The sequence below is a fragment of the Halomonas sp. A40-4 genome (assembly GCF_015767635.1).
In the GTDB taxonomy this organism is placed as follows: domain Bacteria; phylum Pseudomonadota; class Gammaproteobacteria; order Pseudomonadales; family Halomonadaceae; genus Vreelandella; species Vreelandella janggokensis.
The window spans coordinates 2,287,552-2,312,881 of the sequence record NZ_CP065230.1; the positions used below are offsets into that span (position 1 = coordinate 2,287,552).

The following is a 25,330-nucleotide window of genomic DNA, read 5'->3' on the forward strand; positions in this document are numbered from 1 at the left end:
GCCTACTTAGCCAATAACCCCGATTGTGCCAACGCTTGCTTAACCTGTTCGGGGGCGTCGGGGGCCGCATTACGAAATAGCTGATAGAAATTGGCCGTGGTCTGCATGGCGACTTCATCAACACTGATGCCACGCGCCTCGGCAATGCACTCGGCCACTTCAACCACCCAGGCGGGCTCATTGGGTTTGCCACGATACGGTACGGGTGCCAAATAGGGGCTGTCGGTTTCGATCAGCAACCGGTCAAGGGGCAACTGGCACGCCAGGGTACGCAGCGACTCAGCATTGCGGAAGGTGACAATCCCTGATAATGAAATATAAAAGCCTAAGCGTACGGCGTCACGCGCCATCTCGATATCTTCGGTAAAGCAGTGGAGCACGCCCCCGACTCGCGGGTCGCTGTGCTCACGCAGCAAGGCCAGAGTGTCTTCCTTGGCATCGCGGGTATGCACCACCACGGGCAGCTCGAGCTCACGAGCGGCGATCAAGTGGCGCTTGAAACGTTCATACTGAACCCCTGCCGACACGCGGTCCGCATAATGGTAATCAAGGCCCGTCTCGCCAATGGCCACCGCGTCGAATTGCTCCGCCGCCTCCTTGATATCACTGACACCGGGTTCGACCGGTGCGTCATGGAGAGGATGCTGGCCCGCCGATATCACGACATCCCCGTGCTCTCTGGCAATGCCGGCAAGTTTGGGCATGTCCTCAAGCGTCACGGAGATGGCAAGAAACTGGTTGACGCCAACGTTGCGGGCGGCCTCCAGCGTGGCCGCAAGGCTGCCGTTGTGTGTGGTGTCGGATAAGCGGTCCAGGTGACAGTGGGAATCAACAAACATGTCGCTCTCGTGGTGGGCGTTAAAGAGTAAATGAGGGCGCAGCTTTATCCAACTGCCCCGCCAGAAGGGTTTCAATACGGTCACGTACCCGGTAATCCTGCGCGTGGAAGTGAATGCCGATCCCCGGCATGCGCCGACCGCTGACACCGTCGGGAGACACCCAGATCACCTCGCCGCTTAGCGAGAGACGCTCGCTCTCCCCCGGCAGTGTCAGCAGTAAATAAACGGTCTGGCCCAGGTCATAGTAGCCGCGCGTGGGAATGAACATGCCACCGCGGTCAAGAAACGGCATATAGGCAGACAATAAAGTGGGCACATCGGGCACCGTGAGGGAGAGCGCTTTTTGCGTTGCCATAACACCTCGCAAGTCGGTCTAGGAGCGGAGTAATGCCGACCAGCGCACCAGCCACGCTTCCAACACAAGCTGCGGATTGGGGTTGGCACCAACGGCGAGCAGGCGGCGCTGCTCGCGGGCATAGTCCAGCAGCTTAAACCAGTCCCGTACCCGGGCATTTTTCACCGCTTGACGGTAAAGCGGAAGCAAATCGGGATTACGCAGGGCAGAGGTGGAGCCGGACAACCCCAGCCTGATCAGGTCTTCAAGCCAGGCAATACCGTACCATAAAATGGCATCTATCGCCTGACGGTCTAATCGCGCGGCTTCAGATACCGGCTCCCCGCCGCGTACCAGTTGCTCGAAGCAGTCGTGCAACTGCTGACGCAAGGCGCGCGCCTCAGGAGCGGCAAGCTCGACCGCCCTCAACGGCAGCCCACCTGACACCTGCCACCAGAAGCGCGCTTCGTCCTCGCTTGCCAACTGCTCGGTCAACCAGCCCAGGCAATCGGCTAACGCGACGCTGGGTAGCGGCCACTGCTGGCAGCGTGAGCGAATGGTGGGCAGCACTCTGGACGGCACATCCGCCAACAGGATAAATAGTGTCTGATCGCCCGGCTCTTCCAGGCTTTTCAACAGTGCGTTTGAAGCGGCCACGTTCATGGCTTCAGCCGGCGAGATAACGATGACCCTGTAGCCACCCTGCTGCGCGGTTTGCGAGACAAAGCGATTGACGTCACGAATGGTATCAATACGGATCTGGCGCTTGCCTTCCTCCGGCGAAATGCGTAGCAAATCGGGATGGTACCCGGACGCCAGCAGCTGACAGCTGCGGCATTGACCACAGGCCTGCTCACCGGGGGCGGCACACATCGTTCGGGCAATCAGTGCCTCTGCCAGGCGCTGCTTGCCTACGCCATGCTCGCCGCTGAACAGCAGCGCATGGGGCATTCTCCCAGCATCAGCAAGACGACATAGCTGGCGCCAGGTGGGGTCATGCCAGGGCAGCACACCGCTCAGTCCCATAACGCGGCTCGACCGGCCAGGGTGTCACAAATATCGGACTGGACCTCTGTCAGGGGTTGGTGGGCGTTGATCAGGGCAAACCGCTCCGGCGCTTGCTCGGCCCTCGCCAGGTAGGCATTACGAACAGCCTGAAAGAAGTCTGCCTGCTCCTTCTCAAACCGGTCTCGCTGGGTATGCTGGTCGCGCAGGCGTGATTCCAGGCGTTGCCTGGCAGCATCGTGTGGCATATCCAGCAATAGCGTCAGGTCAGGCGCCACTCCCTTCTGCACAAATGCCTCAAGCGCTGCGATACGCTCTACCGGAATCCCACGGCCGCCGCCCTGATAGGCGTATGTCGCGTCAGTGAAACGGTCACACACCACCCAGGCGCCTCGCGCCAGCGCGGGCAGAATCTTTTCGGCCAGGTGCTGGGCGCGGGCGGCAAACATTAACAGCAGCTCGGCGTCGGTGTGCAGCCATTCCTCGGGGGCGGGGTCCAACAACAGTTGGCGAATCGCTTCTGCCCGGGGGGTTCCCCCTGGCTCCCGCGTGGCCACCACTTCGATTCCCTGAGCCTCCAGCCAGGCCACCACGAACTGCATATTGGTGGACTTCCCTACACCTTCACCGCCTTCTAGGGTAATAAAGCGCCCGCGCTTCGTCATCATGGCCTCTGGATTTGGGTAATATTAGTCACGGTTACGGATATACCGGTTCACGGCGTTGTTGTGCTCCCGCAGCGTGCTCGAGAACTTGTGGGTCCCGTCACCCCGCGAGACAAAATACAGCGTGTCGCCCGGCAAAGGGTTCACAGCCGCTTCCAGCGAGGCCCGCCCCGGCATCGCGATTGGCGTCGGCGGCAGCCCATCAATCACATAGGTGTTGTAGGGCGTGGCCTCGCGTAAATCGGCATGGGTAATCCGCCCATCGTAGCGATCCCCCATTCCATAGATAACCGTCGGGTCGGTTTGCAGCCGCATGCCGCTCTCCATCCGCCGCTTGAAAACGCCCGCGATTTCACGCCGTTCTTCAGGTGCTCCGGTTTCGCGTTCGATCAACGATGCCATGATCAGCGCTTCATAGGGCGAGTCGATGGTCAGGTCGTCGTCGCGTTCGGCCCAAACCTCGTCAAGTATGCGTTCCATACGTTCAAGCGACTGACGCAGGATATCAACGTCACTCATCCCCAGGTGATAGCGATAGGTATCGGGGAAGAACCAGCCTTCCGGGTGCGTCCCCTCTCGATCAAGCAATGCCATGAGCTCCCCATCGCTCATATCCGCCGTGCGCTGTTCAAGCTTGGGGGCTGCCGCCAGTTGCTCACGCATCTGGGCAAAGGTCCACCCTTCGGGAATGGTCAGCGGATATGTTACGACATCGTTGCTGCCGAGCAGCGCCAAAAGCTCCATGCCGGTAATGCCAGGCTCGAGAAGATATTCCCCTGTGCGCAGGTCCGGCAATTCATCCGGCTGAAGTTTCGTCATCAGTTGGAACGCCCAGGCATCCTCAATAATGCCTTGCGCCTCCAACTCGGCGACCACGCGATTGAGGCCGGCACCAGAAGGCACCTGATAAAGCGTGGGCTCATCAATCGACAGCGGCGCATCAAGCCGCTGCTGCCAATAAACATAACCACCCGCGACACCGGCAACGCCAACCACGGCCATCACGGCCAGTGCAACCACCAAGCGTTTCACTATAAGACCTCAATATTCAATACGTTAAGACGTCGCTGGGTAACCGAGCAGCGGGTGGGCCACGGCTTGCAAGGGATCATGCCTGGGCGCTCCCCAGCGACGAAGAGGGGCGCCTTCAGCCGTCCACAACGCATTGACCGGCCATACACCCTGCACTGAGTTGGCCAGCCACAACCGGTCAACCGCCGCGACCTCATCGATTGCCAGTTGAGCAGGGGTAACAAGCTGTGCATCAATCAACGCGGCGCGCAGCGTACCTTCCACACCACACTGATCCAGCGTCGGCGTCATGATGCACCCGTTCTGTTCCCAAAACAGATTCATGCTGGTGGCTTCCACGACCAGGCCGTGGTTATCAGCCAACAGACCTTCACGGTAGTCCGTTGCCTGCCACTCCTGGCGAGCCAGCACATTTTCAAGACGATTGAGGTGTTTGATACCCGCCAAGCGGGGTTGCCGGGCCAGGCGTAGCGAACAGATACGTACGCTAACCCCCTTCGACCAGGCCGACGAATCCGGCTGAAAAGGCACACGACGGCTCATAAGACGGGGGGCCGCCACGTCAGGAATCGCGTAGCCACGACCACCACTCCCCCGGGTGACGATAATCTTGAGCACCTCCCACCCGACAGTGGGTGCTGCTTGCCAGGTGGCCGACAATGCGGCTGGCGAAGGCGGGTCGATCATCAACCGCTGACAGCCCTCCAGCAGCCGCTCCACATGCTGCTGCCAAAGCACCGGCTGACCATCGTGCAGCAGAACAGTTTCAAATACGCCGTCACCGTAGGCCAGCCCGCGGTCGTCAAAAGGTACCCAGGGCTGACTCATACAGGCTTACACCTTTTTGAACAGCAATGACCCATTGGTACCGCCAAAGCCGAAGGAGTTCGACAGCACAGCATCGATACGCATGTCACGAGCCGTGTGCGGTACGTAATCGAGTCGGCAGCCCTCCTGCGGGTTGTCCAGGTTGATCGTGGGCGGTGCGACCTGATCGCGGATAGCCAGCACGCTAAACACCGCTTCCACAGCGCCAGCCGCCCCCAATAGGTGGCCAATCATCGACTTGGTCGAACTGACGGCCACTTGCTGAGCAGCCTGCCCCATGACTTTTTCGACAGCTCGACTTTCAGCCAGGTCGCCCGATGCCGTTGAGGTACCATGGGCATTGATATAATCCACCTCGGCAGAATTCATCTGCGCGTCCTTGATGGCATTACTCATCGACAATGCAGCACCACTGCCATCTTCAGGTGGTGACGTCATGTGATAAGCGTCATCGCTCATGCCAAAGCCTGCCAACTCCGCATAGATGGTTGCGCCGCGGGCCTTGGCGTGCTCGAACTCTTCAAGCACCATCACACCGGCCCCGTCTGACAACACAAAGCCGTCACGGTCGGTATCCCAGGGACGGCTGGCAGCCTGCGGGTCATCGTTGCGGGTCGACAGCGCGCGTGCGGCTGCGAACCCCCCCAGCCCCAGCGGTGTGGTGGCCATTTCCGCGCCACCGCAGACCATCACCTCGGCATCACCATAGGCAATGGTGCGGGCGCTGTAACCAATATTGTGCGTTCCCGTGGTGCAGGCCGTGGTAATCGCAATATTGGGCCCTTTAAAGCCGTGCTGAATCGCCATATTGCCCGAGATCATATTGATGATGGACCCTGGGACAAAAAACGGCGATATCCTGCGTGCACCGCCTTTATTCAGCGCATCATGATTATGTTCAATCATGGGTAACCCGCCAATGCCGGACCCGATCGCTACACCAATACGGTCAGCGTTGGCCTCGGTACACTCAAGGCCTGAGTCCTGAATTGCCTGAGCACCCGCGGCCATGCCGTACTGGATGAACAGATCCATCTTGCGGGCATCTTTAGGGTTCAGGTACGGGCTGATATCAAACCCTTTTACCGACCCGCCAAACCGCGTGTTAAAGCCGCTGGTATCGAAATGCTCAATCGGCGCGATACCGCTTTGCCCGGCCACAATGTTGGCCCACGACTCATGGACCGTATTTCCAACTGGGGTCACCAGGCCTAACCCGGTTACCACTACCCTTCTTCGCGCCATCAATCTTCCTCCAGGCATCCATGGTGACTCGACCCTTGTGAGTCATTATCAGTCGTCAAAGTTGCCGCTAGTATAACGGAGATTGAACGTTATATTCAGTGCGACCGCAAAGCAAAAAAGCCGCCCCTGGAAGGACGGCTTTTTAATGCGGGTAGACATCAAGCCACCTACCCGGGTTCGATGCATCAACTACCCCTTACTGATGGGCGTTAACGTAGTCGATAGCTTCTTGAACCGTGGTGATCTTCTCGGCTTCTTCGTCCGGAATCTCCGTATCGAATTCTTCTTCCAACGCCATGACGAGCTCAACTGTGTCAAGCGAGTCAGCACCCAGGTCTTCAGTAAAAGAAGAGCTATTCTGGATATCTTCTTCTTTAACGTTCAGGCGCTCAGCCACTACTTTCTTTACGCGCTCTTCAATAGTACTCATCAACGTACTCCAGTCATTCACATTAGCCGTTTTGGATAACCAGCTATTTGGGAACCGCAAGCCAAAAGCTGCGGGGTAGTTTATAGACGCCCTTGAGCTGACGCAACCGCCAAACTCAAGGCCATCAACGCATATTCATGCCGCCGTTGACATGCAGTGTCTCGCCGGTGATGTATCCTGCCGCATCACTGGCCAGAAATCCCACGGCAGCGGCAATTTCATCCGGAGAACCCAGGCGCGCCAACGGAATCTGCTTGAGCAGCATGTCGTGCTGCGCTTCCGGTAGCGCTTCGGTCATGTCGGTGGCGATAAACCCCGGCGCCACCGAGTTGACCGTAATGGCACGCGAGGCAACCTCACGGGCCAGCGCTCGGCTAAAGCCTTCCATGCCAGCCTTGGCCGCCGCGTAGTTAGTCTGGCCCAAGTTGCCCATGGTCGCCACCACGGAGCTGATCGACACAATACGCCCAAAACGCGCCTTGGTCATCCCTCGCAGGCACGCTTTGCTGACCCGGTAGACAGACTTGAGATTGGTATCCATCACCGAGTCCCATTCGTCTTCCTTCATGCGCATCAAGAGATTATCGCGCGTGATACCGGCATTGTTGACCAGAATAGTCGGCGCGGCAAACCGTTCAGCAATGGTTTTCAAGACATCATCGATGCTCGCCTGATCGGTGACATCAAGGCATAAGCCAGCCCCTTCAATGCCCTGATCTGCGAAGTCAGCGTCAATGTTGGCTGCACCAGCTTCGCTGGTCGCGGTACCAACGACAATACGTCCCTGGCGGCTCAGTTCGTAAGCGACTGCCCGGCCGATGCCACGACTGGCACCCGTAACAAGCGCAACTCTACGTTCTTGGGTCATAAGGTACTGCCTTTCACCATGTAAATAAGCAAGGATAGCGGAAAATCACCACTTATCATGCATCATCCGCCAACGCGTCGCGAGCCAACTCAAGCGCGGCATCCAAGCTATCGGGATCGTTGACCGCCAGACTTTTACTGCCACGCACAATACGCTTATTCAAGCCGGTCAGCACTTTACCCGGGCCACACTCGATGAACACGTTTGCTCCCTGGGCGGCCATTGTTTCGACACAGTCGCTCCAGCGCACAGGCTGATAAAGCTGTTCAATCAGTCGCGTGCGCAGCGTATCGACGTCAGCATGCGCCTCGGCGTCTACGTTTTGAATGACCGTGTAGCGCGGCGGACGCAGTTCGATTTCCTGCATCGCTGCCGCCAGGCGGTCTGCCGCAGGGCGCATGAGGTCGCAGTGCGAAGGCACGGAAACCGGGAGCGGCATCGCCCGCTTGGCGCCCGCTTCCTGACACGCCACAATCGCCCGCTCAACGGCCGCTTTGCCGCCCGCAATCACTACCTGGCCCGGGGCATTGTAGTTGACAGCTGAAACGACGTCCCCTTGCGCTGCGTTGGCACAGGCGGCCTCCACAGACGCGTTATCGAGGCCCAGAATGGCGGCCATACCGCCTTCTCCCGCTGGCACTGCGTGCTGCATGGCCTCACCGCGAAGACGAACCAATTTAACGCCCTCGGCAAATCCAAGCACACCTGCGCATACCATGGCGCTGTATTCACCCAGGCTGTGCCCGGCCATGACCGTCGGGCGCGGCCCTTCCAGCTCTTGCCAGACGCGCCATATCGCTATACTGGCGGACAGCAACGCTGGCTGAGTGCATTCGGTAGCATTTAGCGAGGCATCTGGCCCCTCTTGCACGACTTTCCACAAGTCGTAGCGTAACGCATCCGATGCTTCCTCAAAGGTCGTTCCCACCACGCTGTAACGCTCGGCAAGCTCGCGCAGCATTCCAAGCTGCTGAGAGCCCTGCCCGGGGAAAATGAGGGCAAGGGGTTGAGACATGTCGTTCACCTTTGCTCTTGTAGGCATTTGCTCAATTGAGCGATAGACGCGGTTATGGGCACATCCTGCTGCTCGCCATAACCCGCTAACCTGCAATGCAGTGACATCATCACTGCACCATTAAAAAAGTCGCTACTCATTGAAAGACCAGCGCTTGGCAAGCCGCTCGGGCAGGTTGTGCTCAACCTCCTGCATCGCGCGGCGAATGGCATAGTAAAAACCATCTGCACGGGTACCTCCATGGCTTTTCACCACGATTCCCTGCAAGCCTAGTAAACTGGCGCCGTTGTAGCGTACCGGATCCAGCTCTTGTTTTAAGTGCTTTAACTCGGGCTTGGCAACCCAGCTCGCCAGGCGCCCTCTCAGGCGTGACGCAAACGCCAGCTGCACCCGCTCGACCAGCATACCCGCCAAACCCTCGCTTGCCTTGAGCACGGCGTTGCCCGCAAAACCATCACAGACAATCACATCCAGTTCGCCTTGGAAGATATCGCCGCCCTCAGCATAACCAAGGTAGTCAAATGGCAAGCTGTCCGCCGATTCTTGAAGCAATCTATCGGCTTCGCGCACGCTGGCACTCCCTTTGGTTGACTCGGCACCAACGTTGAGCAACGCCACGCGAGGGCGCGCGATACCGTCCACCTGCTCTGCCATTGCTGCACCAATCAGGGCAAACTCGACCAGGCGGCTCGCCGGCGAATCAACATTAGCGCCCAGATCCAGCAGATAGCAGCGCCGCCCGCAGCGCGCCGGAATAGCCGTGCTGATAGCCGGACGCGACATACCCGTCAGCATACCCAGCTCTCGGCGGGCCAACGCTACCAGGGCGGCCGTATTGCCAACGCTGACACCCGCCTGGGCATCGCCTTTGGCCAGGCAGCGTAGCATTTGCGCCATACTGGTCGACTGCCCGCGACGCAACGCCCAGGCAGCCGTCGCCGTCGTCGCAACGCTATCAGCCACATCGTGGACCGCTATACGTGACGTTGCCGCAGCCAAAGGCCGCGGCAAACGCGAGAGCTCAGCACTGATATGCTGATGCGGACCAAACAGAACAAGCTCTAGACCAGGGGTATCGATAACAGCCCTGGCAGCCCCTTCAATCAGCGCGTGAGGGCCTTCATCGCCCCCCATCACATCAATTGCTAGGCGCACAAAGCACCCATTCGTTTAGTCGTATCGACCGGCAAAGACGCTTTACGCGTCAACCACCTTGCGACCGCGATAGAAACCATCCGGCGAAACGTGGTGACGCAGGTGGGTGGTGCCGGTTTCTTTGTCTTGAGACAGCGTCGGAGCGGTCAAGGCATCGTGGCTACGACGCATACCGCGCTTGGAACGAGTTTTACGGTTCTTTTGAACTGCCATGGGATTACTCCAGGGTCTGTCGGATTATGGGTGCTTACTTCTTGCCTTTCAGCGTGCTAAGCACCGCGAAAGGATTGGCGGGGGCTTCTTCCTGCTCCCCACCTTCTGTCTTGCTGACCAGTTGCTCTGCCGAAACGTGGCAATCTGCTTCGTCGTGGTAGACCACTTGAGGCAGACTGAGGATTAATTCATCCTCGACGACCGTCAGCAAGTCCAGCTGTTCATGTTCCACCAGCACCGGTTCATGACTGGCTGGCAGCTCTCCGGCCAGGCTTTCATCGGCGACCATCCCTAATAGAAAATCGCTGGTGACGTGCTGGCTGAGCGGCTCCAGACATCGGCGGCAAGGAAGGGCCAGTGTTGCTTGCATATGACCACGAATTTCACGTCGCCCCTGAGCATCAACACCAAATTCGAGCACGACGTGACAGTCACCCGATTGGAGTCCGGCTTCTTCGGCGAGGCGTGGCAGCTTATCAAGCGCTACCAGGCCTTCGAGTCGTTCGCGGCGGGCTGCAAGCTTATAAGGCTCAACCCGGCTGGGGAGTTGTGAGGTCAACATAGGCGCGCAATGATAGGCACTCCCCATGCTGGTGTCAAAGCCAAGGGCATAATTCTTTGTGGTCGCGCGATAGGATAAGGCCCAAGTTTCGGTAAACTGGGCATCCATCAGGCCCATTGACCGCAAAAGCCACTTACCTTACGAAGGAAAAACGCATGTCTAACGCAACACCTGCGCTGGTGCTGGCTTCAAGCTCGCGTTCGCGCCGCGCACTGCTCGACCGACTGCAATTGCCTTATCAATGCTGTTCGCCCGACATTGACGAAACACCGCAAATGGGTGAAACGCCGCAGCGGTTGGTGCATCGCCTGGCGTTAAGCAAAGCCAACGCCGTGGCTGACCGGTTTAACGACCACTTGATCATCGGCTCTGACCAGATTGCCGTCTTCGAGGGCGACATCCTGGGCAAGCCGCACACCAGCGAGCGCGCCGAACACAATCTCAACCGCTTTTCCGGTCAACGGGTGACCTTCCTTACCGGCTTAGCCCTGCTTGACACCCGACACCAATCTCACAGGGTCCACGTGGAGCCCTTCGAGGTTGTCTTCCGACAGCTGAGCCAAGAGGAAATAAGCGTTTACGTCGCTAAAGAGCAGCCGCTTGATAGCGCTGGAAGCTTTCGCATGGAGGGTCTGGGCATCGCGCTGTTCGAACGCCTTGAGGGACGCGATCCCAACGCCCTGATGGGGTTACCCTTGATCGCCCTTTGCGACATGCTACGCCAAGCGGGCCTCGACCCGCTTGGCGCCAACCTTCTTCAGGGTGACTGAAAGCGCAGCGGCGAAGGGGATGTATCGACCCCCAGCAGTTGAGCGGCCGTCTGAGTGAAGCGCCGGGTCAGCCGATCAAACGGATCCAGGCTCGGCGTGTAGTTTTGCCACTCAGCCTCATCGCTGTACTCACGGGCAACATCATCGATACTACCCAACTGGTCGACCAACCCCAGCGTCTGGGCCTGCGCACCACTCCAGACAAGGCCACTGAACAAATCGTCGTTATCGCTCAAGCGATCTCCGCGTCCCGCTTTTACATCATCAATAAACTGCTGGTGGGTGCTTTCGAGTACGCTCTGCCAAAACGCCTCATCTTCCTCATCAAAGGGCTGAAAAGGATCCAGAAACGCCTTGTTATCACCTGCCGTCAACACCCGCCGCTCGATGCCCACGCGGTCAATGGCCTCTTCCAGGCCAAAACCGGCGTATATAACGCCAATCGAACCGACCAGACTCACCGGGGATGCGACGATGTCATCAGCCGCCGCCGCTATGTAATAAGCACCACTGGCACCAATATCTTCAATGACGGCCACAATGGGTTTATCGCCCGACTCCCGTAACCGCATGATTTCCGAATAAATGCGCTGTGACTGCACAGGACTGCCGCCCGGGCTGTTGATATGCAGCACAATGGCCTCGGCGCTATCGGCGTCCCAGGCGTTGCGCAGCCCTTCAATGATACGTTCAGCATTGGCTGGCGCGTCCGCGGCGATCACGCCGTTAACGTCCACTCTGGCGAGGTGCGCGGCAGCGGGCGTCGCTTCCGACGGGGCATAGAAACGGTATATACCCAGCCCCAGCGCCACCGCGAACAGGGTCAGCATCAGCAGACGAAAAAACAGCTTCCAACGACGCGAGCGCCGCTGCTCTGCCAACACGCCGCCAATCCAGTGATCCATCATCTCGATCTGCGCCAACCGCTGGCGCTCGCGCAGCGTATCAGCGTCGTCACCGGGCTGCCCCGCCTCCTCATTTCCCTTGTTTGGGGGCACTTCGGGGCCCTGGGTCCAACGATCTGCCATCTTTTGTTGCTCGGACGATGGCGATGCATCGTTGTTCATGTTGCTGCGGGAATCATCATCCTTCATCACTTACCCCTGTAGCCAGGTAAAAAGTTCATCAACGCTGTGCACGATCTCATGCGGCTGGCTAGCCGCCAGGCGCTCAGGGGAATGAACGCCATAACTGACGCCGACGCGAGGCATACCGAGCGATCGAGCCATTTCCAGATCATACTCGGTATCCCCCACCATGACCGCCCGCTCAGCAGGTACCGATAGCTCGTCGAGCAATTCCTGCAGCATTTGCGGGTGAGGCTTGGAACGTGTTTCGTCGGCAGTGCGGCTGGCGTGAAACCAGTCGAGGCTACCCGTCTCCTGGAAAATCCGGTCCAGACCACGGCGACTTTTGCCTGTCGCGACCGCCAGTCGCTGCGCCTCATTTAGCCGAAGGCGCGCCAAATGATCTTCCACACCAGCGAAAAATCGCATGGGAGTGGTATCCACATGCACAAATTGATGCGCGTAGCCTTGGCGGAGACGCTCGGCCTGCTCTGGCGATATACCCGGGCAAAGCGTTTCAATGGCTTCAGGCAATCCCAGACCGATGATGTTCTCGATATCCGCCTGTGGAAGCGTACCCAATCCCGCTTCGATACCCGCCGTCTGCATGCACGACACGATACGCGGCACCGAATCCATCAGCGTACCGTCCCAATCAAAGATGACCAGTTCATAGCGCATGGGAACTCCTTATCGGCGCACGCGATTAAGTGTGTCTTCCAGCGCCTCAGGCAGCGGCGCCTTGACCGTTACAGGACGTCCATTGGAAGGCTCAGGAAAGGTCAGTGCGCGGGCATGCAAAAATAGTCGGCCAAGCCCGAGCTGCTTGGTAAGCAGGCCGCTCTCTCGATTGGCATACTTGTCATCCCCGAGCAGCGCGTGACCGGCATGCGCGGCATGCACACGGATTTGATGCGTCCGCCCGGTCACCGGCTCGGCCTCGATAAGCGTGGCTTTTTCAAACGTCTCGACAACCGCGAAGTGCGTGCGCGACACCTTACCATCGGGATCCACCCTGACACGCCGCTCGCCGTTGCCCGCGTCATAGCGATCCAGACGGGCGCTTTCGTAGGTCTTACGTGCCGGCCAGCGGCCTGCCACCAGCGCCAGATAGCGCTTGTCCATGCCGTGCTTTTTCAGTGACTCGTTCAGGGTGACAAGCGCATCGCGGGATTTGGCCAGCAGCAGGCAGCCCGAGGTATCGCGGTCCAAACGGTGCACCAGTTCTAAAAACGTCAGGTCGTCGCGCACCTGACGAAGCGCCTCGATCAGGCCGATTTTAACCCCACTGCCGCCATGGACGGCGAGCCCTGACGGCTTATTGAGCACCATCCAGTCCGGCCCCTCCATAATGACGCTGCCGACAAGCAGATCACGCAAATTATCGCTGACTTCCTTGACCGCCTCGCGGGGCGCCAGACGAAGCGGTGGAATGCGCACCAGGTCGCCCGGCTGAAGCCGGTAATCGACCTTGATGCGTTTTTTATTCACTCGCACCTCACCCTTGCGCACGATCCGGTAAATCAACGCACGCGGCGCGCCTTTAAGGCGGGTCATCAAAAAATTATCAATTCGCTGGCCAGATTGTTCCTGGGCAATTTCCACCCACTGTACTTCACGCCCTTCGGCCATTGCCGCGCACTCCTGCTGATAGGCTAAAACAACATTCTACCGTAGACCCAACACCAATGCGTCAATTGCTGGTCGTTTGCTTTACTGTTATATTCCAAAGCGCTTACCGGCTGATAGAGATCATTGATAGCATCGCGTTGTCATTAAGCTAATTGATGGTATCAAGATGATGTTTGGCCAGCGCCTGCCCGACTAACACGCAGGCCGAAGCAAGAGGCGTGGTTCAGTGTACGCATTACCCACCCCTCGCCGTAAAAAAATGCAGTAACTCTGCCGCCCGTTTTCCATACGGCAGACAAGATTGTGCCCAACCCTGAACGGTGGGCAATCGCTTAAAACGCCACGTCCTAAGTAGCCAGGCTGAAACGTCACAACGCGCTGCCTGCTTAAGACGACAAAGTTCAACACCGTGCCGATGACGGTGTTGGTGAATCGATGAATGCCAGGTGTTGGCGGTGTCAGCAGGGCCGGATGGACGTGACAGCCACCGAAACATGTCTTGCCTCCGCCACGTACTCAACGCCTAATTAGCCAGGTCGGCGATCATGCCGTCCTGGTAAAATGCGTCAGCATCGCTATGCGCCGAGCACAAGCACGCAGCACCCAGCGGTTCGCCACATCACCCCCAAGGTGGTTCGTCGGCACGCTACGCTATGCGAGACATTATGAAAAGAATGCTAATCAATGCGACCCAGCCTGAAGAGCTGCGCGTCGCTCTGGTTGATGGACAACGGTTGTATGATCTGGATATCGAGTCCGGCGCAAGAGAGCAGAAAAAAGCCAATATTTATCGTGGCAAGATCACTCGTGTTGAACCCTCACTGGAAGCAGCCTTCGTTGATTTCGGCGCCGAACGTCATGGTTTTCTACCGTTAAAGGAAATCTCGCGGGAATATTTCATCAAGGATGTTTCCGGCCGTCCGAGCATCAAGGAAGTACTCAAAGAGGGCCAGGAAGTCATTGTCCAGGTCGATAAGGAAGAGCGCGGCAATAAAGGCGCAGCGTTAACCACCTTCATCAGTCTGGCCGGGCGCTTTCTGGTGCTGATGCCTAACAATCCGCGCGCCGGCGGCATCTCACGCCGTATCGAAGGCGACGAGCGTAGCGAATTGAAAGAGGCCATGGGCCACCTTACCGTACCCGATAAAATGGGCCTGATCGTGCGCACCGCTGGCATCGGCCGGAGCCCTGAAGAACTGCAATGGGACCTGGACTACCTCGTTCAGGTATGGGAGTCGATCACTACCGAAGCGGGTAAACGCGCCGCCCCCTTCCTTATCTACCGCGAATCCAACGTAATCATTCGCGCGATGCGGGACTACTTGCGCCAGGACATCGGCGAAGTCTTGATCGACAGCCCCGAGATACACGCAGAAGCGCTCGCCTTCATTCGTCAGGTGATGCCGTCTTACCAGCAGAAGATCAAGCTTTACGCCGATGAAGTGCCGCTGTTCTCGCGTTTCCAGATCGAATCGCAAATCGAAACGGCCTACCAGCGCGAAGTCAAACTGCCGTCCGGTGGATCGATCGTTATCGACCATACCGAAGCCCTGGTATCCATCGATATCAACTCGGCCCGCGCCACACGTGGCAGCGATATTGAAGAAACCGCGCTGCAAACCAATTCAGAAGCCGCCGATGAAATCGCTCGTCAGCTACGCCTGCGCGACATTGGCGGCCTGGTGGTCATCGACTTTATCGACATGGGGCCCGCCCGCAACCAGCGTGAAGTTGAAAATCGTATGCGCGATGCCCTCAAGCTTGACCGGGCACGGGTACAAATCGGCCGCATCTCTCGCTTTGGCCTGATGGAAATGTCACGTCAGCGGCTGCGTCCTTCACTGGGCGAAACCAGCGGCGTGGTCTGCCCGCGCTGCAACGGTCAAGGCACCATTCGCGATGTCCGCTCGCTCTCGCTATCCATCATGCGCCTGATCGAAGAAGAGGCCATGAAAGAGCGCAGCGCGCAAATACGGGCTATCTTGCCAGTCCCTGTGGCAACCTACCTGCTTAACGAAAAGCGTAGTGTGCTGGCCGACATCGAATCCCGCCAGGGCGTTCGCGTCGTTCTGCTGCCCAACCCGGAAATGGATACCCCCCATTACGATGTGCAGCGTCTCCGCGATGACCACCTCGACGAAGACGACAGCCAAACGCTCTCAAGCTTTGAGCTGTCCACGGAGAGCGACATCGGCAAAGAACCGGCGCCAAGCTTTGTCCCCCCTGCCCAGCGGGCTGAAGCGGCGGTTAAAAGCGTTGCCCACAACGCCCCTGCTCCTGCCTCGTTGCAGCATGAACCAAGCCCGGAAAGCCCGGCACCTGAAAGCAACACCAGCGATGCCAGCATGCTGGGTCGCTTCATGCGCGGCGTTGCCAAATGGCTGGGTAGCGATGAACAGCGCCCCACGCCCACTGACCAGACCAAGAAGCCGTCAGAACCAGCCGCGCCGCGCAAAACCGAACGCACACCCTCCGCTCGCCGTGAAGAGACGCAACCCAACCGGCAGCGCAGCGATAGTGCGGCCAAGAGCAATACGGGCAATGCCCAGCGCAGTACCGGCAACGAGACCGACGAAAAGCGTAACGGCCCAAGCCGGACCCGCAACCGTCGCCGCCATCCCCAGCAAGATGATGGCAACAGCGCACAGGGCAATGACAAAAAGCCAAACCGTCAGAAGGACACTGCTCAGGCAAGTTCTGCCAAGGGCAGCGACAGCGATACAGCAGGCAAAAGCGCACCCCCCAAAGCCCGTCGCGAGTCGAACCGTGACACCTCTCGCAATGCCAGTGACGCGAATGCCAGCGACACCAAAAACGCTGCCAAGGCCAACGCCGATACGCCGACGGCCAAGCAGGATGACGGCAAGCCCAAGCGCACGCGTAACAACCCGCGCCAGCGCACGCGTCAGCAGGCCATCAATCCGAAGGCCGAAGCCGAGCAGCTAAAACTTCAGGAAGAGGCTGCCAAGGCCCCCAGCGAGTCGGATAATGCATCAAATGACGCGGTGACAGGCAACGGCAACGAGCGCCAAGCAGATAACCACGCGACCACCGAGACTGCATCGCAGGCAACTCAGCCAACGGCCGCTGCGCCAGCGGACACGGCCAAGCAACCGCCCGCTGAACAGGAAGCAACCTCCTCTTCAGTAGATAGCATCGCTGATTCAGTCGACGAGGCGCCAACCACAACGGCTGAAAGCCCTGCCGATAATGCGGCCAAGGCCCGCAAGTCGACTCAGCAACGGCGTCAGCCAAAGCGCAATTCGCGTTCGAAAGGTGGCGATACGGCATCGAATGAAGGCACTGACGCAGTGCCGTCACAAGACCAAGCGACTGTATCAGAGGAGGAGGCTTCCACCCCCTCCGAGGCCGCCGAAGCGCCAGCAGCCCAGGCATCGGTAACGGAAGAGACGCCCAAGGCTGACCCCGTCGCTGATCAGGCGGGTGCTAACACGTCTTCAACAACAGCGCCGGAGCAGACTGCCGCCCCAACTGCCGGTACAGACGCGCCTGAGGACAACACCTCAGAGGCCGCCTCCAAGCCAGCCGCCAGCGACGAAACGGCTGAGGTAAGCGAGCAGCCGACAGCGCAGACGCCGCAGGACAACGATGGCGAGCAAGCCGCGTCAGCGCCCGAGGCGTCGGAGAAGGCACCTGAGCAAAGCGCTTCTCAAGAAAGCACTTCTGAAGAAAACGCACCTGAAGTAAGTGCTGAAGAACCTGTTAAAGCGAGTCCTGAAGCGGAAGTCGAAGATAGCCCTGCTAAGCCAGGCGCTACTGAAAAAGACACTGCTGTGAAAACCTCGCCTGAGCAGGCACCAGCCACGGAACCAGCGGCTGAAACGCCGTCGCAACCTGCGCAGCAAGCAGCGCCCGACAGCGAAGCAGTGGCTAAAGAAGCCGCAAAACCGCGCCGTCGTCGCAGCCGGGCACATAATGACCCGCGCGAGAAACGCAAGCAGCAGGCAAACGACAAGAACGCCGACTAACGACCAAGTCAGCCGAGCGGCACCAAAACAAACGCCCCGCCGTTGTTAACGGCGGGGCGTTTTTTGTGTGCAACCGAAACGGATCATCCCGTGATCAGACGCGGCTCCGGGGTTAGCCTGACAGCAAAGCGTTCAGCAACCCGCTCAGCGACCGTATTGGCCAACGCCAGCAGGCCCTGGCGGTTCCCGCCGCCGAAATGGACCAGTACCAGCGCTTGACGCTCGTGAACCGCAAACGCCCCCTGACGAAATCCTTTTAAGCCGCACTGGTCAATTAACCAACCTGCTGCCAGCTTCGTTTGCCCGTTACCTTGAGGAAAACAGGGCATCTCAGGGTAGCGCTGGCGTAGCGTCGCGGCCAGTTGATCGGTCACAAACGGGTTTTTGAAAAAGCTGCCCGCATTGGCCAGTTCTTCAGGGTCCGGTAGCTTTTCACGGCGGATGTCGCATACTGCGTTGGCCACTGCCAGCGGCGTAGGTGACGCCGGCACCCTTGTTGCCAAGTCCCCATAGCCCAGCGTGACCAGGGGCTCACGGGACAGTCGCAGCACCAGCCGGGTAATAATGACCGTTTCCGCCAGTGCGCCTTTGAAGATACTATCGCGATAGCCGAACTGGCAGGCATCGCGGCTCAACCAGCGCACCTCCCCGGTCGTCCGATCAACCACCTGCACCGCGTCGAGCCTATCCGCCAGCTCTACCCCGTAGGCACCGATATTTTGCACCGGGGCTGCGCCACAATCACCAGGTATCAGGGCGAGGTTTTCGGTGCCCCATACCCCGGATGCTGCCAGAGACATGACCAGTCGGTGCCAGTTCACGCCCGCGCCCACATGAACAAACAGTTGATCGCCCCGCGCTTGAAGCCACCACTGTTCAAGCAATGGTCGAAGCACGATGCCGCTGAGCCGGGCTGGCAACAGCACATTACTACCGCCGCCCAGCACGGTTACCGACCACCCTTCTTGTCTGGATTGGGCAAGCACCTGCTGCAATTGAGCCAGCGTGCGAGGCGCCGCGTACCGTTCGGCCACACACGGGAGACGCAGCGTATTGGCATCACTCAGGTCGACTTCTCGCTGGACTGACACTGTGCTCATTTCAGTGTTCACGCTGGATATGCTCAACCAGACCTTCGGCAGCAGTCTCAAGCAGGTTGAACACCCGCTCGAAGCCTTCATCGCCACCGTAGTAAGGGTCCGGTACCTCGCTTTCCGCCAGGTCGGCAAAGTCCAGAAACAGCCCCACATGGGCATTGGCGTGCGCAGGTTTCATGGCGAGCATCGCGCGAAGATTGTCGCGATCCATCCCCAGCACATAGTCGAAGTCAGCGAAATCCTGAGCTTGCAATTGGCGAGCCCTCAAACCGCTGATATCGATACCTCGCTGTTCTGCCGCTGCCTGCGCACGCGGGTCGGGCGCATTGCCTACATGCCAACGCCCCACGCCACAGGAGTCGACGACCACGCGATCCTGATATCCGGCGCGCGCCAGCGCGCGGCGAAACACGCCTTCAGCCGTTGGCGAGCGGCAGATATTACCTAAGCAAACGAACAGCACCTTCACGATTCACTCCTTCTGCTGTGTTGGCGCCAATAACGCGCGCACACGGGCTAGATCTTCAGCGGTATCGACCCCGGCCGGGTTCAAATCACAGGCCAACGCAACCTGAACCGTATGGCCATACTGCAGTGCGCGCAGCTGCTCGAGCTGCTCAAGCTGCTCGAGGCTTGATGCAGGCCAGTCGCAATAGGCATGCAGGAAGCTGACTCGATAGGCATAGAGGCCGATATGGCGTAGCCACGCATCGGTATTGAGCCCCGTAGGCGGCTGCGAAAAATGTTCACGATCCCAGGGAATCGGTGCCCGGGAAAAGTACAGCGCCCGCCCCTGAAATGAACGCACCACCTTGACGACATTGGGGTTGAACAGTGCATCGATATCCGCAATCGGTTCCGCCAGTGTCGCGATGGAGGCCTGATCATCGTCCGCCAAACGCTCGGCCACCTGATTGATCAGCGCCGGGGGAATCAAGGGTTCGTCCCCCTGGACATTGACCACCAGCGCCGACTCATCCAACGCCAACTGGTCGGCAACCTCGGCCAGCCGGTCGGTTCCGGAAGCATGGTCCTCGCGTGTCATGACGACCTCGGCGCCGTAAGGCTCCATGGCCGTCCGAATACGTGCATCGTCGGTGGCCACCACGACACGGCTGGCGCGGCTCTGGCAGGCGCGTCGCCAGACATGGGCAATCATCGGCTCTCCCGCAATATCCAGCAGTGGCTTGCCCGGTAATCGGCTCGAACCATAACGGGCGGGAATCACCACGGTAAACGACAATGCCATTCACCCCTCTCCTTTGCGGCCTGGTGACGGAGGAAGTTTTTCATCGACATCCAGCGCACGCGCCGCCTCCGGCAACATCACCGGAATGCCGTCTTCAATCTGATAGGCCAGGCCATCGTAAACACAATGCAGCTCCTGGGCCTCGCGGTCGAAATGCAACTTGCCTTGACACAGCGGGCAGACCAACATTGCCAGCAGTTCCTTATCCATGAGCGTTTCTCCTGTCTCATGTAAGCGCTGACAGCTTGCCTGTCAGCCAATGCTCAAAATCAGGTGGAAGCACGGCTTCCACATCGAGAACCCAACTATCCGGCGGGGCGAACGCCTGACATTTCACGGCATCCTTGGCGGTCATCACCAGCGGACGCCCTCTCCACTGGTTCAGCAATGTCTCGGTCAACGGCTGATGATCCGCCAGCGGATGCCACTCGCCTGTTACCCCCAGTGATGTCAATGCCGCAAAAAAACGCTGGGGATTACCAATGGCAGCCAGCCCGTTCACCGGGGCTTCAAACGGCAGCGGTGCCAGCGGAAACCGCTGACCATCGTCAAGTCGGCGCCAGCTGCATGGCCCCAGGTGCATCTTGACGGCCGCTACCGGCAACTCACAAGTGTTGACGCCATTCACGATGACGGCATCGACACTCTTCAACCGGTCTGGCGGTTCGCGCAGCGGGCCTGCCGGCAGGCAATGACCATTTCCCAGTCCACGTGCGCCATCAATCACCACCAATTCAATATCGCGCGCCAGGTGGAGATGCTGCAAGCCATCATCGCTGATAATCAGATCGCAACCCGCCTGGACAAGTGCCTCCACCGCTCGGGCACGCTGTGGGTCGACCATGACCGGAAGCCCCGTCTGCTGGGCCAGCATCAGCGGCTCATCGCCGCTCTCGCTTACCGGCGTGGTCGGCGTTACCCGCAGTGGGTAGCGTTCGGCACTCCCCCCATAGCCGCGTGACACGATACCCGGCGACCAGCCTTGCGCTGCCAACCGGTTACCCAACCATGCCACCAGCGGGGATTTACCCGTACCGCCCAGGGTGATATTACCCACAATGATGACCGGCACCGGCGCCCGCCATGCGCGTCGCCTGCCAGTCTGAAACTGACGCGCCCGTCGCTGCATCAGCCATTGATATAGCTTACCCAAGGGCCGCAAAGGCCATAGCCAGCAGCTACCTTGGTAGGCACCCACAAGCCAGCGGTCGGCAAGCTTCACTGGGGCTCCTGAAATTGCAGCTGGTGCAGCGCCGCGTAGGCACCGCCTGCCGCCAGCAGGGTTTGATGACTGCCCTGCTCAATAATGCGTCCCTGATCCATGACGATAATCCGATCGGCGCGCTCAATGGTAGACAATCGGTGGGCAATCACCAGGGTCGTGCGACCCTGGCAGACATCTTCGAGCGCCTTTTGGATGTAACGCTCTGATTCGGTATCCAGAGCGGAGGTGGCCTCATCCAGAATCAGTAACGGGGCATCCTTGAATATCGCCCGCGCAATGGCCAACCGCTGGCGCTGACCGCCTGACAGCATCACGCCGTTTTCCCCTACCACCGTGTCATAGCCCTGGGGAAGCTGGTCGATAAACTCATCTGCATAGGCGGCTTCAGCCGCCGACTTGACCGCCGCAGGGTCCGGATTATCCAAGCCGTAAGCGATGTTCTCGGTAATCGAGGCATTGAACAGCGTAACCTGCTGGGAGACCAGTGCCATTTGCTGACGCAGGGGGCGTAACGCATAATCGTCCAGTGGCACATCATCGATGGTGATGTCCCCCTCACTGGCATGGTAAAAGCGCGGCAGCAAGCTCACCAGGGTCGACTTGCCGCTGCCGGACCGCCCCACAATCGCCACCATCTCGCCGGCTGCCACATCAAGATTGATATCTTGAAGAACATAGGGCTGATCATCGGCATAGCGGAAACTGACGTTTTCGAGCTTGACGCGACCCGCCAATCGTTCGACCCGATACGTACCGCTATCGCTTTCGGGGGCCTCATCCAGCAGGCCGAACAGTTCGGCGGCGGCGGCTATCCCTTTCTGGATTTCGCTGTTGATTTCCGACAGCTGACGAACCGGCTTGATCATCAGGGCGGCCGCGGTAATAAAGGCGACAAATTCACCCGGCGTCATACTGGCCATCAGTGAGGGTGCCATAGCCAGCCAGACAAGAATGGCCATCGAGATCGCCACCAGAATCAAAATCACCGGTGAGCTGATGGCGCGCGTCATCGCTTCCTTCATGCTTTGTCGGCGATTCTCTTCGCTGACGCGCTTGAAACGCTGCTTTTCATACATTTCCGCGCCATGGGTGCGAACCACCCGGTGACCCGAAAGCGCTTCGGAGGCCACATGGGTCACGTCGCCCATGGAGTGCTGAATACGCTTGGAAAGCCTGCGAAAGCGCTTGCTGGCGTAGCTCACCACGCCTGCAATAATCGGCGTGACGCCCAAAAACAGCAGCGTCAGCATCCAGTTGGTCCATAGCAAATAGCCCAGCAGGCCAATTACGAACAAGCCTTCACGTAGCAGGATGGTAAACGCTTTGGTCGCGGCTCCCGCAACTTGCTCCACATGGTAGGTAACCCGGGACACCAGATGACCGCTGGAGTGATGATCAAAAAACATGCCCGGCAGGTGGAGCATGTGGGCAAAGACATCGCAACGCAGCGTATGAATCACATAGCGCCCGACATACGACATGAAGTAGGTACTCAGAAAGGTTCCGATGCCCCGCGCGGAAAACATGATGATGACAAATAACGGAAGGAAGAGCCGGAACGAGGCGTCGGGGTCTTGGATGCCGTCAATCAGGCGTTTCATCATTTCCGCCAGCGCCGTGCTTGACGCGGCATAAATCACAAAACCCACCAGCGCCAGGCTAAAGGCACGCCAGTGCGGCTTTACATAGCTTAATAAACGTTTATAGAGGACCCAGCCTGATTCAGTCACACGAGCTCCTAAGCAATAGCGTGCAGTGGGGGAATTCTACCTGATGGCGCTGCGCATCAACACCGCTGTCGAGGCGTCGACTCCCGCAGGGGATTTATTTCAAGCGAGGCACCGGGTGAGAGGCGTAACTGGATGGCACCATCTTGCGCGGTATTCCATAAGCAGCTCCCCTGCTCGCGAAAACGCCGCACAACGTCGTCATTGGGGTGACCAAAGGGGTTATCGCGCCCGGCACTAAAAATAACATGCCGGGCATCGGCCGCCCGCACGAACTGCAGCCCCGAACTCGAGGCGCTGCCGTGGTGTCCAGCGACCAATACCGTAACGGGTGAATTAATATCTCCGATCAACCGCCGCTCGACCTGACGGCCGACATCGCCGGTGATTAACACCTGCTGTTGGCCCACCTGAACCGACAGCACGCACGACCGGTCATTGGACGAGGATTCGCCCTGGTCCGCGTTGGGCCACAATACGCGGTAATGCGCGCCATCACGCTGCCACTCGTCACCCCGTTGACAGTCAAGACGTTGCACCGCAAGGGGTTCCAGGGCAGGCGCACGCCATTCCTCCACCTGGTGCTGGTCGCGGAGCGCCTGCACGCCCCCTGCGTGGTCACTATCGCTATGGCTGACAAGCACCAGATCGAAGTGCTGCCCCGGCGGCCATAGGGTTTCAAGGGGCATAAATCCCGAGCGATAACGCGGCCCCGTGTCCACAAGCATCCGCTGATGGGTGCTACGCAGCTCTATAAGTTGACCCTGCCCCACATCGTAAACGGTGATAAGCAGGTCATCGCCTGAGAGGCGAGGAGACGCTGGCCAAAAAGGCACCAACATGACAATGGTAAGCGCCCCTCGCTTGAGCCACCTGGCCGTGCCGGGCAACCCCCAGCATAACGCCATCACAAGAAGCCCCAATGCCCATGGCAGTTGCAGGTAGCGCGGCGGCTCCCATAGCGGCCAGTGCACCACTGCCACCTCCAAGGCACTGTAAAAGCCACCCAACCCCTGCTCGAACAACCACCAGGCCGCTGTCGACGCGTAAGGCACTGGCGTCAACAACCAACCCAACAACGCCAGCGGCACCATGAAAAGGCTCATAAAGGGGACGGCGACAAGATTAATCAGGGGAGCCGTCGGTGCTACCCGGCCAAACGCGACAAGCACCGCCGCCGCCATCAACGGTGCCAGCAGACATTGGGACCGCAGCACGGCCCAAAACCATCCACGCAGGCCTTGGGGGCGTGGCCTGCCTTGCCAAATGATGATGAGCCAGGCAACAGCCACAAACGATAGCCATAACCCGGGTCGCCAAAGGGCAACGGGATCGATCACCAATACGGCGGCCAATGCCAGCCACCAGCCTTGCCAGGGGCCCGGCGCGTGGCGACCACTCAACACCCAGAGACCCACAACGCTCATGATCATGGCGCGCATGGCCGGCGGCTCCATACCCGCCAGCAGCGCATAACCAAGGGCCGCTGCAGCCGATAGCCACCAGGGCCACGCTCGCAGGCGCCAGTTACCCGGCGTTATCCAGCGTGCTGCCTGGCGCGCCAACAGCAAAACAAAAGACGCCACCAACCCCACATGCAAACCGGAGATCACGACCAGGTGGGTCGTGCCACTGGCGTTGAGCAGCTTCCAGTCACTCTGGGTGAGCTGGTCTCCCAGCCCCAATGTCAGCGCCGCCAGCCAACGCCGGGTGCGCGGCGAAAGCGGCTGTTCTTCCAGCATGGCATGCGCTTGCTGACGTAGTGAGAACGAGGCAGCGGTTAACCGCTGAGCAGATGGTTCCTGTCGGACATAGCCGGTCGCATCGATACCTTCGCGCCATAGCCAGTGGGCATAGTCGAAAGCACCGGGGTTCATAAAGCCGCTGGGCGGGCGCAAACGCAGCGTCATCATCCAGCGCTCGCCTGGTTGAGGCAACGGCGACTCCAGGGCGTATGCGCTGACCCGAACCCTTTGCAGGCGCTCGCAGTCTGGCCGAAGATCCGGTGCCTCACAGCGCTCCACCTGCAATAACAGGCGTAGGCCACCGCTTATCTGCTGGGTCTGAGTAATACGCCCTTCAACCCGAACATCCTCGCCGGAGAGGCCGACGGGTAATTGCCGTGCCCACTGGGACTGGATGGCCACCACCCCCCAACAGACGATTGCCAGCCAGAGGCAATAGCGCAAACGCACTGTCGCCAGGACAAGCAGCAAAATGCCCAGCGCAGAGGTCAGCCACAGCGTATTACAGGCGGGTCCTAGCCAACTGCCAAGAACAGCTCCCGCCATCACGGCCACTGCAACCGGCATCGCAAGCCCAATGCGCATATTGCCCTCCCTGGCACCGCCTTATCACCGCCTTGGCGTAGCCGAAACCCTGT

25 protein-coding genes are annotated in these 25,330 nt (G+C 59.2%); 2 read left to right on the forward strand and 23 right to left on the reverse strand.

All coding sequences use genetic code 11. From position 1 onward, the window contains the following. Positions 1–2: 2 nt before the first annotated feature. From IT895_RS10665 to IT895_RS10725, 13 genes are all read right to left on the reverse strand, one after another. The gene (locus IT895_RS10665) at positions 3–839 is read right to left on the reverse strand and encodes a TatD family hydrolase (RefSeq protein ID WP_085918050.1); all 837 of its coding nucleotides are present in this window, start codon (positions 837–839) and stop codon (positions 3–5) included. A 19-nt stretch (positions 840–858) separates the two neighbouring features. Beyond that, the gene (locus IT895_RS10670) at positions 859–1,194 is read right to left on the reverse strand and encodes a PilZ domain-containing protein (RefSeq protein WP_085918049.1); all 336 of its coding nucleotides are present in this window, start codon (positions 1,192–1,194) and stop codon (positions 859–861) included. 18 nt (positions 1,195–1,212) lie between these two features. Then, positions 1,213–2,199 carry a DNA polymerase III subunit delta' gene (locus IT895_RS10675; protein WP_085918048.1) on the reverse strand — a complete coding sequence of 329 codons (987 nt, stop codon included), beginning with the start codon at positions 2,197–2,199 and terminating at the stop codon, positions 1,213–1,215. Continuing rightward, positions 2,190–2,843 carry a dTMP kinase gene (gene tmk / locus IT895_RS10680; RefSeq protein WP_176243639.1) on the reverse strand — a complete coding sequence of 218 codons (654 nt, stop codon included), beginning with the start codon at positions 2,841–2,843 and terminating at the stop codon, positions 2,190–2,192. Before tmk ends, IT895_RS10675 begins: the two co-directional genes overlap by 10 nt. Before the next feature lie 24 nt (positions 2,844–2,867). Next, a complete protein-coding gene (mltG, locus tag IT895_RS10685) occupies positions 2,868–3,878 on the reverse strand; it encodes an endolytic transglycosylase MltG (RefSeq protein ID WP_233337424.1) in 1,011 nt (336 codons plus the stop codon). 21 nt (positions 3,879–3,899) lie between these two features. After that, positions 3,900–4,703 carry an aminodeoxychorismate lyase gene (gene pabC, locus IT895_RS10690; RefSeq protein ID WP_085918045.1) on the reverse strand — a complete coding sequence of 268 codons (804 nt, stop codon included), beginning with the start codon at positions 4,701–4,703 and terminating at the stop codon, positions 3,900–3,902. Positions 4,704–4,709: 6 nt separating this feature from the next. After that, positions 4,710–5,948 carry a beta-ketoacyl-ACP synthase II gene (gene fabF / locus IT895_RS10695; protein ID WP_199283448.1) on the reverse strand — a complete coding sequence of 413 codons (1,239 nt, stop codon included), beginning with the start codon at positions 5,946–5,948 and terminating at the stop codon, positions 4,710–4,712. Positions 5,949–6,144: 196 nt separating this feature from the next. Next, the gene (gene acpP, locus IT895_RS10700) at positions 6,145–6,378 is read right to left on the reverse strand and encodes an acyl carrier protein (protein ID WP_008956801.1); all 234 of its coding nucleotides are present in this window, start codon (positions 6,376–6,378) and stop codon (positions 6,145–6,147) included. Positions 6,379–6,502: 124 nt separating this feature from the next. Beyond that, a complete protein-coding gene (gene fabG / locus IT895_RS10705) occupies positions 6,503–7,246 on the reverse strand; it encodes a 3-oxoacyl-ACP reductase FabG (RefSeq protein WP_085918043.1) in 744 nt (247 codons plus the stop codon). A gap of 55 nt (positions 7,247–7,301) precedes the next feature. Then, a complete protein-coding gene (gene fabD / locus IT895_RS10710; protein WP_085918042.1) occupies positions 7,302–8,261 on the reverse strand; it encodes an ACP S-malonyltransferase in 960 nt (319 codons plus the stop codon). A 132-nt stretch (positions 8,262–8,393) separates the two neighbouring features. Continuing rightward, positions 8,394–9,416 (reverse strand): phosphate acyltransferase PlsX, encoded by a 1,023-nt coding sequence (gene plsX, locus IT895_RS10715; protein WP_199283449.1) that lies wholly within the window; start codon positions 9,414–9,416, stop codon positions 8,394–8,396. Between the two features lie 42 nt (positions 9,417–9,458). Then, positions 9,459–9,629, reverse strand: coding sequence for a 50S ribosomal protein L32 (gene rpmF / locus IT895_RS10720; protein WP_027335444.1), 171 nt, complete (start codon positions 9,627–9,629; stop codon positions 9,459–9,461). Between the two features lie 34 nt (positions 9,630–9,663). Then, positions 9,664–10,191: a YceD family protein gene (locus IT895_RS10725; RefSeq protein WP_085918112.1), complete on the reverse strand. Its 528-nt coding sequence runs from the start codon at positions 10,189–10,191 to the stop codon at positions 9,664–9,666. Between the two features lie 155 nt (positions 10,192–10,346). Here IT895_RS10725 and IT895_RS10730 point away from each other — a divergent pair, with 155 nt between their 5' ends. Next, positions 10,347–10,961, forward strand: a complete 615-nt coding sequence (locus tag IT895_RS10730; RefSeq protein WP_085918040.1) for a Maf family protein — start codon at positions 10,347–10,349, stop codon at positions 10,959–10,961. Here the strand turns inward: IT895_RS10730 and sppA are convergent. The 3 genes from sppA to IT895_RS10745 are packed head-to-tail and all read right to left on the reverse strand — an operon-like array spanning position 10,949 to position 13,660. Then, the gene (sppA, locus tag IT895_RS10735; RefSeq protein ID WP_085918039.1) at positions 10,949–12,055 is read right to left on the reverse strand and encodes a signal peptide peptidase SppA; all 1,107 of its coding nucleotides are present in this window, start codon (positions 12,053–12,055) and stop codon (positions 10,949–10,951) included. The two genes, IT895_RS10730 and sppA, sit on opposite strands and share 13 nt — an antisense overlap. Positions 12,056–12,058: 3 nt before the next feature. Next, positions 12,059–12,709 (reverse strand): HAD family hydrolase, encoded by a 651-nt coding sequence (locus tag IT895_RS10740; protein ID WP_085918038.1) that lies wholly within the window; start codon positions 12,707–12,709, stop codon positions 12,059–12,061. A 9-nt stretch (positions 12,710–12,718) separates the two neighbouring features. Beyond that, positions 12,719–13,660, reverse strand: a complete 942-nt coding sequence (locus tag IT895_RS10745) for an RluA family pseudouridine synthase (RefSeq protein WP_085918037.1) — start codon at positions 13,658–13,660, stop codon at positions 12,719–12,721. Positions 13,661–14,325: 665 nt separating this feature from the next. Here IT895_RS10745 and rne point away from each other — a divergent pair. Continuing rightward, positions 14,326–17,649, forward strand: a complete 3,324-nt coding sequence (gene rne, locus IT895_RS10750) for a ribonuclease E (RefSeq protein WP_199283450.1) — start codon at positions 14,326–14,328, stop codon at positions 17,647–17,649. An 83-nt stretch (positions 17,650–17,732) separates the two neighbouring features. Here rne and murB read toward each other — a convergent pair whose 3' ends face one another. The 7 genes from murB to IT895_RS10785 are packed head-to-tail and all read right to left on the reverse strand — an operon-like array spanning position 17,733 to position 25,277. Continuing rightward, positions 17,733–18,749 carry a UDP-N-acetylmuramate dehydrogenase gene (gene murB, locus IT895_RS10755; RefSeq protein ID WP_085918035.1) on the reverse strand — a complete coding sequence of 339 codons (1,017 nt, stop codon included), beginning with the start codon at positions 18,747–18,749 and terminating at the stop codon, positions 17,733–17,735. 1 nt (position 18,750) lies between these two features. Beyond that, the gene (locus IT895_RS10760) at positions 18,751–19,215 is read right to left on the reverse strand and encodes a low molecular weight protein-tyrosine-phosphatase (protein ID WP_085918034.1); all 465 of its coding nucleotides are present in this window, start codon (positions 19,213–19,215) and stop codon (positions 18,751–18,753) included. 3 nt (positions 19,216–19,218) lie between these two features. Further along, positions 19,219–19,995 carry a 3-deoxy-manno-octulosonate cytidylyltransferase gene (gene kdsB, locus IT895_RS10765; protein ID WP_085918033.1) on the reverse strand — a complete coding sequence of 259 codons (777 nt, stop codon included), beginning with the start codon at positions 19,993–19,995 and terminating at the stop codon, positions 19,219–19,221. Further along, complete coding sequence (locus tag IT895_RS10770) at positions 19,996–20,205, reverse strand: Trm112 family protein (protein WP_085918032.1); 210 nt, start codon at positions 20,203–20,205, stop codon at positions 19,996–19,998. A 16-nt stretch (positions 20,206–20,221) separates the two neighbouring features. Beyond that, positions 20,222–21,217: a tetraacyldisaccharide 4'-kinase gene (gene lpxK, locus IT895_RS10775; protein ID WP_085918031.1), complete on the reverse strand. Its 996-nt coding sequence runs from the start codon at positions 21,215–21,217 to the stop codon at positions 20,222–20,224. Beyond that, positions 21,214–22,950 carry a lipid A export permease/ATP-binding protein MsbA gene (msbA, locus tag IT895_RS10780; RefSeq protein ID WP_199283451.1) on the reverse strand — a complete coding sequence of 579 codons (1,737 nt, stop codon included), beginning with the start codon at positions 22,948–22,950 and terminating at the stop codon, positions 21,214–21,216. The genes lpxK and msbA overlap by 4 nt, the downstream gene beginning before the upstream one ends. A gap of 56 nt (positions 22,951–23,006) precedes the next feature. After that, on the reverse strand, positions 23,007–25,277 hold the full coding sequence (locus tag IT895_RS10785) for a DNA internalization-related competence protein ComEC/Rec2 (protein ID WP_085918029.1): 2,271 nt from the start codon (positions 25,275–25,277) through the stop codon (positions 23,007–23,009). Between the last annotated feature and the right edge of the window lie 53 nt (positions 25,278–25,330).

Bases quoted from the DNA above. Each gene is read 5' to 3' on its own strand.
- IT895_RS10665 (WP_085918050.1), bottom strand. From the start codon at position 839: ATGTTTGTTGATTCCCACTGTCACCTGGACCGCTTATCCGACACCACA.
- IT895_RS10670 (WP_085918049.1), bottom strand. From the start codon at position 1,194: ATGGCAACGCAAAAAGCGCTCTCCCTCACGGTGCCCGATGTGCCCACT.
- IT895_RS10675 (WP_085918048.1), bottom strand. From the start codon at position 2,199: ATGGGACTGAGCGGTGTGCTGCCCTGGCATGACCCCACCTGGCGCCAG.
- tmk (WP_176243639.1), bottom strand. From the start codon at position 2,843: ATGACGAAGCGCGGGCGCTTTATTACCCTAGAAGGCGGTGAAGGTGTA.
- pabC (WP_085918045.1), bottom strand. From the start codon at position 4,703: ATGAGTCAGCCCTGGGTACCTTTTGACGACCGCGGGCTGGCCTACGGT.
- fabF (WP_199283448.1), bottom strand. From the start codon at position 5,948: ATGGCGCGAAGAAGGGTAGTGGTAACCGGGTTAGGCCTGGTGACCCCA.
- acpP (WP_008956801.1), bottom strand. From the start codon at position 6,378: ATGAGTACTATTGAAGAGCGCGTAAAGAAAGTAGTGGCTGAGCGCCTG.
- fabG (WP_085918043.1), bottom strand. From the start codon at position 7,246: ATGACCCAAGAACGTAGAGTTGCGCTTGTTACGGGTGCCAGTCGTGGC.
- fabD (WP_085918042.1), bottom strand. From the start codon at position 8,261: ATGTCTCAACCCCTTGCCCTCATTTTCCCCGGGCAGGGCTCTCAGCAG.
- rpmF (WP_027335444.1), bottom strand. From the start codon at position 9,629: ATGGCAGTTCAAAAGAACCGTAAAACTCGTTCCAAGCGCGGTATGCGT.
- IT895_RS10725 (WP_085918112.1), bottom strand. From the start codon at position 10,191: ATGTTGACCTCACAACTCCCCAGCCGGGTTGAGCCTTATAAGCTTGCA.
- IT895_RS10730 (WP_085918040.1), top strand. From the start codon at position 10,347: ATGTCTAACGCAACACCTGCGCTGGTGCTGGCTTCAAGCTCGCGTTCG.
- sppA (WP_085918039.1), bottom strand. From the start codon at position 12,055: ATGAAGGATGATGATTCCCGCAGCAACATGAACAACGATGCATCGCCA.
- IT895_RS10740 (WP_085918038.1), bottom strand. From the start codon at position 12,709: ATGCGCTATGAACTGGTCATCTTTGATTGGGACGGTACGCTGATGGAT.
- IT895_RS10745 (WP_085918037.1), bottom strand. From the start codon at position 13,660: ATGGCCGAAGGGCGTGAAGTACAGTGGGTGGAAATTGCCCAGGAACAA.
- rne (WP_199283450.1), top strand. From the start codon at position 14,326: ATGAAAAGAATGCTAATCAATGCGACCCAGCCTGAAGAGCTGCGCGTC.
- murB (WP_085918035.1), bottom strand. From the start codon at position 18,749: ATGAGCACAGTGTCAGTCCAGCGAGAAGTCGACCTGAGTGATGCCAAT.
- kdsB (WP_085918033.1), bottom strand. From the start codon at position 19,995: ATGGCATTGTCGTTTACCGTGGTGATTCCCGCCCGTTATGGTTCGAGC.
- IT895_RS10770 (WP_085918032.1), bottom strand. From the start codon at position 20,205: ATGGATAAGGAACTGCTGGCAATGTTGGTCTGCCCGCTGTGTCAAGGC.
- IT895_RS10785 (WP_085918029.1), bottom strand. From the start codon at position 25,277: ATGCGCATTGGGCTTGCGATGCCGGTTGCAGTGGCCGTGATGGCGGGA.